We start from the raw sequence: 10,618 nt of genomic DNA, 5'->3' as shown, positions 1-10,618 counted from the left end.
CAATACTATTCATATAAAATTATATGGTGGAGGATGACGGGATCGAACCGCCGACCCCCTGCTTGTAAGGCAGGTGCTCTCCCAGCTGAGCTAATCCTCCGAAGTGGTGACCCGTACGGGATTCGAACCCGTGTTACCGCCGTGAAAGGGCGGTGTCTTAACCACTTGACCAACGGGCCAATATGTATGGCAGAGAAGAAGGGATTCGAACCCTCGCACCGCGTTAGCGATCTACTCCCTTAGCAGGGGAGCCCCTTGAGCCACTTGGGTACTTCTCTGTATGGCTCCGCAGGTAGGACTCGAACCTACGACCGATCGGTTAACAGCCGATAGCTCTACCACTGAGCTACTGCGGAATAATGAAGACAATTTGTATCTTATAAAAATTCTCTCTGTAAGTCAAGAAGTTTTTAACAACATCTTGTTCAAACGTGACATGTTTATAATATACTGGATTGCGTTTTTACTGTCAAGATGTTTTCGATATCGGTTTGAGTTTCCCTTTACACTTTCCACAGACATATCTTTTTGTATTTATTTGACGCCTTCTTACATATTGAATTGAACACTCCATACATTCATACTTATAAATCTTTTTTTCCTTCTCTTCATTAATCATTCGTTTACAAAAACGTGGTGCATCAACTTTCTTTAACAACTCACGAAAATCCCTGTCCCTGTGCTTATACCCTCTTCCTGCAATATGTAAGTGATAATGACAAAGCTCATGTTTAATAATCCCGACTAACTCTTCTTCACCATACACTTCGTAATATCGATAATTCAATTCGATATTATGACTCTTCAATAAATAACGCCCACCAGTTGTACGTAATCTATTATTAAACACTGCTTTATGTAAGAACGGCATCTCAAAGTATTGTAGTGATACTTCTTCCACTAGTCGCTGAATTTCTTGCTCATCCACTCTCATTCCTCCTAAACAAAAAAATATTTTTACACTTTTCTCCCTTCTTATACATATATTAAATAGTACATATACCCATCCTCATGTAAGAAGCGTGGTTTCTAAAAACAAAACATGAATAGAAATCCACTCACCAACCTCTCATAAATAGCATTTTAGATTTTTGAGAGCAGGATTAAACAAGGAGGGATTCCTATGCCTACGTGGCTAAAAAAACAAATGCAACGTGCATATTTCGAAAAAAACCGGTATCAAATTAAGTTATTAAATGAATGCTGGTTTTATTATAGCAAAATACATCAAAGCTCATAATCCATTACACTTTTTATTCCATAAAAAAAGAGCAGTTTCATCTGCTCTCTTCTCTTACTATTCAATCGGCAACATAGATAGTGCAACGCGTCCTTTTTTTGTATCAATATCATCTACCCATACTTTTACAATTTGCCCTACTGATACAACATCTAACGGATGCTTTACAAACTGTTTGCTAAGTTTAGAAATATGTACTAAACCATCTTGCTTTACGCCAACATCAACAAAAGCACCAAAATCAACAACGTTACGAACTGTTCCTTCTAATTCCATGCCACGTTTTAAATCTTCTAATTTCAAAATCCCTTTTTTCAGAAGTGGTTTAGGCAACTCATCCCTCATATCGCGTTCTGGACTAATAAGTGCATCTATAATATCAACTAACGTCGGCTCCCCAACTCCTGTTTCTTGAGATAACTTAGAAATCTCTACTTCTTCCAATCTCTTTTGTAATTGCGGTTGTCCTACGTCATCTATCGATAACCCTAGACTCTTCAATAATAATTCAACATTTTTATATTGCTCTGGATGAATACCTGTTCGATCTAATGGATTCGCTCCTTCTAGTATACGTAAGAAACCTATACATTGTTCATACGTCTTTGCACCTAAACGTGGGATTTTCTTTAATTCCGTGCGCTTCGTGAATTTCCCATCTTCTTCTCTCTTTGCCACAATATTTTTCGCAACAGTTTTCGATAAACCTGAAACATATTGTAACAATGCAACCGAAGCCGTATTTACATTAACCCCAACTTGGTTAACAGCTGTTTCTACTACAAATGTTAATGACTCATTCAGTCTCTTTTGAGATACATCATGTTGGTATTGTCCAACCCCAACTGATTTAGGATCAATTTTCACAAGTTCAGCAAGTGGATCTTGCAGACGTCTCCCAATAGAAACGGCACTTCTCTCTTCAACTTGTAAATTTGGGAATTCCTCACGGGCTAAATCAGAAGCTGAATATACACTAGCACCCGCTTCATTTACAATAATATAAAAGACATCTCGGTTCACACTTTGTAATACATCTACTATAAACTCTTCTGTTTCTCTAGATGCTGTCCCATTACCAATTGCAATCATTTCAACTTGATATTTATCTATAATAGAAAGAACTTTCGTTTTTGCATCATCATATTTACGAACAGGTGGATGCGGATAAATAACATCGATATGTAGTACTTTCCCCGTATCATCTACTACAGACAATTTACAACCAGTTCTATATGCCGGATCTACCGCTAGCACGACTTTCCCTTTCATCGGAGGTTGTAATAATAAGTTACGTAAGTTCTCAGAGAAAATATGTATTGCTTGTTCTTCAGCTGTTTCTGTTAATTCTTTACGAATCTCTCTTTCGATTGAAGATTGAATTAATCGTTTATAACCATCTTCAATCGCTAATTGTACATAATGTGCACTTTTCGAATCGTTATCACGAATTACTTTCTTATTTAAGAAAGTTACTATCTCATCTACTGGCGGAACAACAGCAACTCTCAATATATCTTCTTTCTCGCCACGATTCATTGCTAATACACGATGTGGTACTACTTTTTGCAATGGTTCTTCATAACTGTAATACATTTCATATATATTCTTTTCATCTTTTTCTTCATCTTTCACGGACGAAGACATAACACCTTTTCTAAAAGTAACATTTCGAATCCAACTACGATACGCAGCTTCATCTGAAACCATTTCTGCAATAATGTCTTGTGCACCTTGTAAAGCTTCTTCTGCAGATTGCACTTCTTTCTCTACATTAATAAATTCCACTGCCTTTTTAGCCGGATCTTCTTTCTTATATAACAATAACCATTCAGCTAATGGTTCTAATCCTTTTTCTTTAGCAATTGTCGCTTTCGTTCTTCTTTTCTCTTTATATGGACGATATAGATCTTCTACTTCTTGCAACTTTGTAGCTTTAACAATTTGCTGTCGTAGCTCTTCTGTCAGTTTCCCCTTCTCATCAATAAGACGAAGAACTTCTTCCTTCCTATCTTCAAGTTGCATCATATATTGCCATCTCTCTAAAATCGTACGAATTTGCACCTCATCTAAAGAGCCTGTCCATTCTTTTCGGTAACGAGCAATAAATGGAACTGTGTTACCTTCTTCTGTTAATTGAATAACATGACGAACTTGCTTTTCGGTAAAGCCTAATTCTTTCACTAACATTTTCATTAACGCTTGTCGATTACCTACCATTTCCATATACAACCGTAACCTCCTCTATAATAAAAAAAGTTGCCCTTCAAAGAGAGCAACTTAAACTGCCGATTTAAAAATCTATTAGTCCTAAACTAATTTGTAACGCTTCATCTACACGACTCATCATCACTTCATCCAAATGAGTGATTTTGTCCGTTAAGCGTTGCTTATCGATTGTTCGAATCTGCTCAAGTAAAATAACAGAATCTCTCTCAAAACCATACTTTTTCGCATCAATTTCCACATGAGTGGGTAATTTCGCTTTTTGAATCTGTGCAGTAATAGCCGCTACAATCACCGTTGGACTAAAACGATTTCCGATGTCATTTTGAATGACAAGAACCGGACGAACGCCTCCTTGCTCAGAACCAACAACTGGGGAAAGGTCTGCAAAATACACGTCGCCGCGTTTTACAATCAAAATATTACCCCCCGCTAACTAAGCGTTCTACTGTATGAGCTGCTTCATACTCTGCTAAGAAAGCTTCAGATGCAATACCAAGATTAATTTTTCCCATTTCAATGTACCCACGTCGCATTGATTCATGTTGGTAGCGTTTCTTCGTCTTATGTTGACGCAATAACAATTGTGTTGCCTGGCAAATTAGTTCATGGCGATTCTTATTCTCTTGTTTTCCAATTCCGTCCAATTCCGTTACCATTTGCTTTGGCAACCGAACCACGATTTCAGTAGTTACACTTGATTCGGACACAAAAATACACCTCCACCGTCAACTACACACCCAAATATATATATGACACCTATTGTAATAATACCATTGTATGGAGCCTGTTGCAAAGACTTCCTTATTCCTTGCTTATGTTTTCCAATTCACAAACAAAACATTCATCTTCTTAAATTTTTTATCTCATAACTCACTAAAAACAATAGAACTCCTCTTCAAAACTTACGTGCAACTTATATAAAAAATGATTATAAGTAAAAAACTTCTCATCAAAAAGAGCTTATTATCCAGCAATGAACAGTCACCCCAATGACAAGAAGCAATCATACTACCTTCTATATATTGTTCAAGTAATTAATTATCTCTACAACCTTACCATTCCGTATAAATATTCTTGGCACACGGAAACTGATCGTTGCAATAATTTCATAATTAATAGTCCCTGAGTATTCCGCAACCTCTGTAGCGCTAATATACTCATCTCCTTGCCTTCCAATAAGCGTAACTTTCGTACCAAGTGGCACTTCACAAGGAAGATGAATCATGAACTGATCCATTGTTACTCGCCCTACAATCGGTACCCTTTTACCATTTATAAGCACTTCAAATCCTTGTAACCTTCTAAGCCACCCATCTGCATAGCCAATCGCTACAGTCGCAATCCATTCTTCAGTTTTCGTTCGGTAGGTGACATTATAACTAATTCCATCACCTTTAATTACCTGTTTAATATGAGCGACTTTCGTATGAAGTGATAGCGCCGGTTCTAATTCAAATGGTAAAAAAGGACGTATTTCTACAGAAGGAGATAATCCATACATTGCAATCCCAATTCGCACTGCATTAAATGTAATCCCTTGAAAACGTAACGTCGCAGCACTATTAGCTGTATGAACAAACTTAGGATCCACTCCGAATTCTTTCAACCAACTTAACTGCTCTAAGAACGTGTTATATTGCTTATCAAAATACGAAGTCTCAACCTCATCTGCCGTTGCAAAATGCGTGTATACTCCTTCTAACTCTAAAAACGGTGCACCCTCTAAACTCTTTAAAAATTCTTTTAGCTCTTTTCTTTCACGTATTCCAATTCTCCCCATACCACTATCAAAGTTAATATGGAATTTCATTACAGATGAACCATCCCAAAGTTTAATTGCTTCGTCCACCCATTCTTTTTGAAAAACAGTTAGCGCTACATCATTTTCAGCAGCTACATTTACATCACGCGGCGGCGAGGGACCTAACACTAAAATCGGCTCAGTAATACCAGCCCTCCGAAGCACTAAAGCCTCATCTAAAAAAGCAACAGCTAACCTTGTTGCACCTGCTTCTAATGCCGTTTTAGCCACCGGTACATAATCGTGCCCATATGCGTTTGCTTTAACTACAGCAAAAATCTCTACATTACTTGGGATGAACTCTTTAATATGTGTAACGTTGTTATAAATGGCATCTAAATCCACTTCCACCCAAGTGTCACGGTAAAATGGTGCTTCTTCCATAAATACACTTCCTTATACACGATATGCGAAGCTTATTCTTTTATATGCTTCTTTTATGAAATCCACCTTCAAACTAAGAAAAGACGTGGTGCACATATATCACCACGTCTAAGAAGTTTACTTCACCTGCTTCGCTGTAACTGAACGAGCAACCATTAACAGCTCCTTCGGCTCTAAACCTTTAGACACGAGCATATATTCTACTCCGTTATGCGACCACGTTACAGAGTCTTTTGTTAATGCACCAATCGTAAACCCAAGATCAACTGGTTCTCCACTTACACTTACCGCTGATGATGCCTCTGCAACTTTTGCCTTTTCTTGTATTAAAGTAAAGGATTTCTTATTTCCAGTGTATGTGAGTATCGCACGCTTGCCACTGTCTGTCTTCAACTCTTTTTCATCTTGCAGAGTCATACCTTGTGGTGTATCAAATGGATACAAAATAGCAAACGGTTTGTCTTCTTTCGCTGTTGTTTGAACATCTACCTGCGCTCTAGACATATTTTGTTTCGTATCAAATGCACCTTTATCAAATTTCGCATCGAATTTCACTTTAGAGAAATCTACTTTCACAAGAACATTTTGATCATTATCCATTAACTTCACTGAAACTGGAGTCAAGTCGCTCTTATTCAATGTAATCTCTTGTCTCGGCAACATATTTTGATGTTGATAGTTTGTTTTTGTTTTAAAAATATAATACTTATCTGTTTTCTCAAAAGTAAGGTTTTTCTTGTCCTGCAAAATATCTCTTACAAGTGATTCATATAAATAAGCCTGGCTACTATTTTGCGGCCAATCACTTTGAAAACGGAAGCTCTTATTAAGTGCTGGCGTTAATACAAATACACCTTCTTCATTTCTCAAAATAATTTGGCTCTGATCTTTTTTTGCATTTTTTAAATTCACACGATAAAAAGACGGTTCCTTATGCCAAATCTCTACGTTATACTCTTGAGGCTCATTGCCTGTTTTAATAGATAATTTTGCCTCAGCTTGATAACTTTTCATCCCTTTTACTTTTGATTCTAAATCTCTCACGACATCCTCTTGCTTCTTTTCCATACAACCCGCCAACACAAAAACGGTCAACAAACCGACAAGAACTAAAAACAGACGCCTTTTCATCAATTCAGCCCCTTTGCCCCTATAAATGAATGGAAGATGTACCTTCCTTATCGCTACCTCAAATATATGAGACAAAGATATAAAATATGCAGACTAGCGTGACGAGCTTTCTAAAACAACTTGAGCAACAGCAAATTCCTTACTATGACTAATTGATAAATGAACAATATGCTCTGTACTTGTAATCAGAATTGGCTTACCTCTTTCATCATTTTTCACTTCAATATCTAAAAAACTCACTTCTTTTCCGATACCAGTACCTACAGCTTTTGAATACGCCTCTTTCGCTGCAAACCTTCCAGCTACAAACTCTGTAAGGCGACTTCCTTTCAGCTCCATAGCAACATTACGTTCATTTTCCGTTAAAATACGTTCCATAAATTTAAGCTTTCCATCTAGCATTTTTTCAATACGATTTAATTCAATAATATCGATACCAATCCCTATAATCATTTCGAAATCCCCTTCTTCTATTTAACTTTCTTCTTTCATATTGATAAGAATAACAGAGAATCTTTCTGATGCAAAAGGGGTGATAGTAACCGTATGCTAATAAGATCCACTCATATTTCTTTACAACCGACTATTCTTACCTTACTGCTTATTCATTTAGTCATGATGATATTAGGCGACTTTTTTCTCTTACCACTGGCAGCCTCTAATGAATATATCGCGAAAGGAGAATGGTGGCGTGTCATAACTTCTCTTCTCGTACACGTAGACTTACAACATTTTCTTTCTAATAGTATTTTTTTGTTTGCTCTTGGTTCTTCTATCGAGAAGCAACTCGGACACTTTTCTTTTTTTATTCTATTTTTTCTCTCTGGAATTTCTGGAAATATTTCTTCTTATATTATTATGCCGCTTGAATATATTCACGCAGGTGCATCAGGTGGTATTTTCGGACTATTAGGTGCACAGTTATTTTTATTGTACAATCGATACCGCTCTTCAAAACCAAAAGAAATTGCCATTTTCTCAATTATGATACTTCTATTACTGCTATTTACTTTCTTTAACCCTTCTGCCAATCCGATCAGTCATTTAACAGGTTTAATAACCGGTGGCATTTTAACCCCTTTTTTAACAAAAAAAAACGATGGTGCAAAGCTTATTTAATATAAAAGCTTGCACCATCGATAATTTCTACATCTACTTGTTCACTTAAATCTCTCATTAATTGAAATAAAGACTCATCCTTCATCTTCGCCTCAATCATACAATCAATTTGCGGAACACTTCCCTTTATCCTTCTTAAAAAAGATAAAAATGCGTCTACATTAATATAATCTGCATGAGCTCTTGGATCTTTTCCCTCTCTAGGGCTAGAGATATGCATTTTAATCGGCAACAAAGACGTTTCCCACGTATGAACAACACGTGCCCAATCTTCATACCAATCTTCTTGCTCATTATTCATCATATGGTGATGCAAGTCAAATACGACGGGAATATCTAATTTTTCTCCTAAATATAATGTTTCCTCTAACGTAAAGGTTGTATCATCATTTTCTAATATAATCATTTCTTGAATACCCCTTGGGACATTCGACCAATTCTCTATAAAGCGCTCTAATGCAAGTTCTTTATCTTTATATCCTCCTCCAACATGCAGTACACATCGTTGCTTATGTTCAATCCCCATGCCTTTTAATAATTTTTTGTGCATCTGCAATGTTTTTACAGATTGTTTAAAAACACTCTCCTCAGGTGAATTTAGTACAACAAAATGATCTGGATGGAAATCAATTCTCATATTCATATGAACTGCATATTCACCTAGTTTTTTTAAATTTTCTTTTAACGGACGAATATAGTTCCACTCTAGCAATTCCTCATGATTCGCTAAAGGAATGAGCTTTGAACTGAGCCGAAAGAAAGATATGTCATGTCCTTTATTATGCTTTAATAAACGTAAACAATTTTCTAAATTGGAATTAGCAATTCTTTCAAGCTTACGAATTGCAGCATCACGATCATCTAATTTCTGAAACTGTGCATACGTCATCGTTTGAGATGGAGATGCATTCTTCAAATGTACACTCATCGCAACGTAACCAAGCCTTACAAGCATATAACAGCCCCTTTTCTATCATAACTATTATGTAGTATGCACAATTATAGAAATAAAAAAAGAGAATGCCCGCAAAGGGCATTCTCTTTTTTATTAAGCTTGTGGACGGCTATGATGTTTTCTTTCGCCGCGTCCATTTGAAGAACCAGGGCGACCTTGGCCTTCACCTCTACGACCACGACTACCACCATCACGATTACGATCGCGGTTACCATCACGATTGCGATCACGGTTTCCGTCACGATTACGTCCATCACGGTTACGGTCACGATTACGTCCATCGCCACCGCCGCGTGCATCACGACTACGATTACGGTTACCATCACGGTATCCGCCTCCGTTACCGCCGCGTTTTTTAGAACCGCCGCCTCTTGAAACAACAGGTGGTTCTGATGTTAAAGCGATCGGAGTTGTATCCGGCTCTTTAGTCATCATTTTTAAAGCAGCAGCTACTACTGTTACAGAGTCATTTTCTTCTAACATTTCTTCTGCAATACGCTTGTAGTATGCTAAGTTTTCATTTTCAATTGTGCTTTGAAGCTTTTCAGCGATTAAACGTTGTTGACCTTCTAATGCCTCGTCAAGTGTCGGTGCATCCATACGGTCCATTTTACGTTTTGTTGTACGCTCGATATTTTTTAATTGTCCTGATTCACGTGGTGTTACAAATAGCATTGCAATACCTTTTTTACCTGCACGACCAGTACGACCGATACGGTGAACGTATGATTCTGGATCTTGTGGAATATCGAAGTTATATACGTGCGTTACGCCTGAAATATCAAGACCACGTGCAGCAACGTCTGTTGCAACAAGAACTTCAATAGAACCTTCTTTAAATTTACGTAATACAGACATACGTTTCGCCTGAGTTAAATCACCGTGAATACCTTCTGCAGCATAACCACGTAAGTTTAATGCTTCTGATAATTCATCAACACGACGCTTTGTACGACCGAATACGATTGCAAGCTCTGGAGATTGAATATCTAATAAGCGTGTTAACACGTCAAACTTTTTCTTTTCTTGCACTTCTAAATAGAACTGCTGAATGTTTGGCATTGTTACTTCTTTTGCTTTTACTTTAATGTGTTGAGGCTCAGTCATGAAACGCTCAGCAATACGGCGGATTGGATCCGGCATTGTCGCTGAGAATAGTAATGTTTGATGTGTTTCTGGCACATCTGTTAAAATTGCTTCAATGTCTTCAATGAAGCCCATGTTTAACATTTCATCCGCTTCGTCAAGAACAACTGTCTCTACGTTTTGCAGACGAAGTGTTTTACGGTTAATATGATCTAAAATACGACCCGGCGTACCAACAATAATGTGTGGGTGTTTTTTTAGAGCACGAATTTGGCGGTTAATATCTTGACCACCATAAATTGGTAAAATACGAACGCGTTTATGCTTACCAATTTTGTATAATTCTTCTCCAACTTGAATTGCTAATTCACGCGTTGGCGCGATAACAATACCTTGAACCGATTCTTTATGTGTATCCACTTTATCTAATAGTGGTAATCCGAATGCTGCTGTTTTCCCTGTACCTGTTTGCGCTTGCCCAATAATATCTTTACCTTGCAATGCATGTGGAATTGTTTCAGCTTGAATTGGTGTAGCCTCTTCAAAGCCCATACTTTCAACAGATTGCAGTAAAGAATCACTTAATCCTAATTCTCGAAATGTTGTCAATGTTACTTCTCCTTTTCTATCCTATACTTATCATTTAAAAAAAGGCGTTTTCCGAATTTGCGGA

Annotated in this window: 11 protein-coding genes and 4 tRNA genes; 2 read left to right on the top strand and 13 right to left on the bottom strand. The window is 37.3% G+C overall.

The genetic code is table 11. From position 1 onward, the window contains the following. Positions 1-24: 24 nt before the first annotated feature. The 5 genes from ACZDYH_RS26990 to ACZDYH_RS26970 form a co-directional block, all read right to left on the bottom strand. A tRNA-Val gene (locus tag ACZDYH_RS26990) sits at positions 25-100 on the bottom strand. A 4-nt stretch (positions 101-104) separates the two neighbouring features. After that, positions 105-179 (bottom strand) — tRNA-Glu (locus ACZDYH_RS26985). Positions 180-187: 8 nt separating this feature from the next. Beyond that, positions 188-278 (bottom strand) — tRNA-Ser (locus ACZDYH_RS26980). 3 nt (positions 279-281) lie between these two features. Beyond that, positions 282-356: transfer RNA gene (locus ACZDYH_RS26975), tRNA-Asn, on the bottom strand. A 113-nt stretch (positions 357-469) separates the two neighbouring features. Beyond that, positions 470-928 (bottom strand): SprT family protein, encoded by a 459-nt coding sequence (locus tag ACZDYH_RS26970; RefSeq protein ID WP_088363519.1) that lies wholly within the window; start codon positions 926-928, stop codon positions 470-472. Positions 929-1,123: 195 nt separating this feature from the next. Here ACZDYH_RS26970 and cmpA point away from each other — a divergent pair, with 195 nt between their 5' ends. After that, on the top strand, positions 1,124-1,240 hold the full coding sequence (gene cmpA / locus ACZDYH_RS26965) for a cortex morphogenetic protein CmpA (protein WP_001143642.1): 117 nt from the start codon (positions 1,124-1,126) through the stop codon (positions 1,238-1,240). Positions 1,241-1,297: 57 nt separating this feature from the next. Here cmpA and ACZDYH_RS26960 read toward each other — a convergent pair whose 3' ends face one another. From ACZDYH_RS26960 to acpS, 6 genes are all read right to left on the bottom strand, one after another. Continuing rightward, entirely contained in the window at positions 1,298-3,466 is a 2,169-nt protein-coding gene (locus tag ACZDYH_RS26960; protein ID WP_016124211.1) for a Tex family protein, read from the bottom strand. A 67-nt stretch (positions 3,467-3,533) separates the two neighbouring features. Beyond that, complete coding sequence (ndoA, locus tag ACZDYH_RS26955) at positions 3,534-3,884, bottom strand: type II toxin-antitoxin system endoribonuclease NdoA (protein WP_000635965.1); 351 nt, start codon at positions 3,882-3,884, stop codon at positions 3,534-3,536. Between the two features lie 4 nt (positions 3,885-3,888). Further along, positions 3,889-4,176 (bottom strand): antitoxin EndoAI, encoded by a 288-nt coding sequence (locus ACZDYH_RS26950; RefSeq protein ID WP_000004570.1) that lies wholly within the window; start codon positions 4,174-4,176, stop codon positions 3,889-3,891. Between the two features lie 308 nt (positions 4,177-4,484). Further along, a complete protein-coding gene (gene alr, locus ACZDYH_RS26945; protein WP_000390615.1) occupies positions 4,485-5,654 on the bottom strand; it encodes an alanine racemase in 1,170 nt (389 codons plus the stop codon). Between the two features lie 117 nt (positions 5,655-5,771). Further along, a complete protein-coding gene (locus ACZDYH_RS26940; RefSeq protein ID WP_434714550.1) occupies positions 5,772-6,722 on the bottom strand; it encodes a LolA family protein in 951 nt (316 codons plus the stop codon). Positions 6,723-6,878: 156 nt separating this feature from the next. After that, positions 6,879-7,238: a holo-ACP synthase gene (acpS, locus tag ACZDYH_RS26935; RefSeq protein WP_000583415.1), complete on the bottom strand. Its 360-nt coding sequence runs from the start codon at positions 7,236-7,238 to the stop codon at positions 6,879-6,881. Between the two features lie 93 nt (positions 7,239-7,331). On the opposite strand from acpS, the gene ACZDYH_RS26930 reads away from it, so the two are divergent. Beyond that, positions 7,332-7,904, top strand: a complete 573-nt coding sequence (locus ACZDYH_RS26930) for a rhomboid family intramembrane serine protease (RefSeq protein ID WP_000908523.1) — start codon at positions 7,332-7,334, stop codon at positions 7,902-7,904. On the opposite strand, the gene uvsE is transcribed toward ACZDYH_RS26930, so the two are convergent. After that, positions 7,897-8,859 (bottom strand): UV DNA damage repair endonuclease UvsE, encoded by a 963-nt coding sequence (uvsE, locus tag ACZDYH_RS26925; protein ID WP_000961166.1) that lies wholly within the window; start codon positions 8,857-8,859, stop codon positions 7,897-7,899. The genes ACZDYH_RS26930 and uvsE overlap by 8 nt on opposite strands. A 93-nt stretch (positions 8,860-8,952) precedes the next feature. Continuing rightward, on the bottom strand, positions 8,953-10,554 hold the full coding sequence (cshA, locus tag ACZDYH_RS26920; protein WP_000206585.1) for a degradosome RNA helicase CshA: 1,602 nt from the start codon (positions 10,552-10,554) through the stop codon (positions 8,953-8,955). Between the last annotated feature and the right edge of the window lie 64 nt (positions 10,555-10,618).

The organism is Bacillus sp. EB V-12 (assembly GCF_056158125.1).
Note: the sequence above shows the minus strand (reverse complement) of the source record. Positions and strands in the feature narration are given on the sequence as shown.

Bases quoted from the DNA above. Each gene is read 5' to 3' on its own strand.
- cmpA (WP_001143642.1), top strand. From the start codon at position 1,124: ATGCCTACGTGGCTAAAAAAACAAATGCAACGTGCATATTTCGAAAAA.
- ACZDYH_RS26960 (WP_016124211.1), bottom strand. From the start codon at position 3,466: ATGGAAATGGTAGGTAATCGACAAGCGTTAATGAAAATGTTAGTGAAA.
- alr (WP_000390615.1), bottom strand. From the start codon at position 5,654: ATGGAAGAAGCACCATTTTACCGTGACACTTGGGTGGAAGTGGATTTA.
- ACZDYH_RS26940 (WP_434714550.1), bottom strand. From the start codon at position 6,722: ATGGAAAAGAAGCAAGAGGATGTCGTGAGAGATTTAGAATCAAAAGTA.
- acpS (WP_000583415.1), bottom strand. From the start codon at position 7,238: ATGATTATAGGGATTGGTATCGATATTATTGAATTAAATCGTATTGAA.
- ACZDYH_RS26930 (WP_000908523.1), top strand. From the start codon at position 7,332: ATGCTAATAAGATCCACTCATATTTCTTTACAACCGACTATTCTTACC.
- uvsE (WP_000961166.1), bottom strand. From the start codon at position 8,859: ATGCTTGTAAGGCTTGGTTACGTTGCGATGAGTGTACATTTGAAGAAT.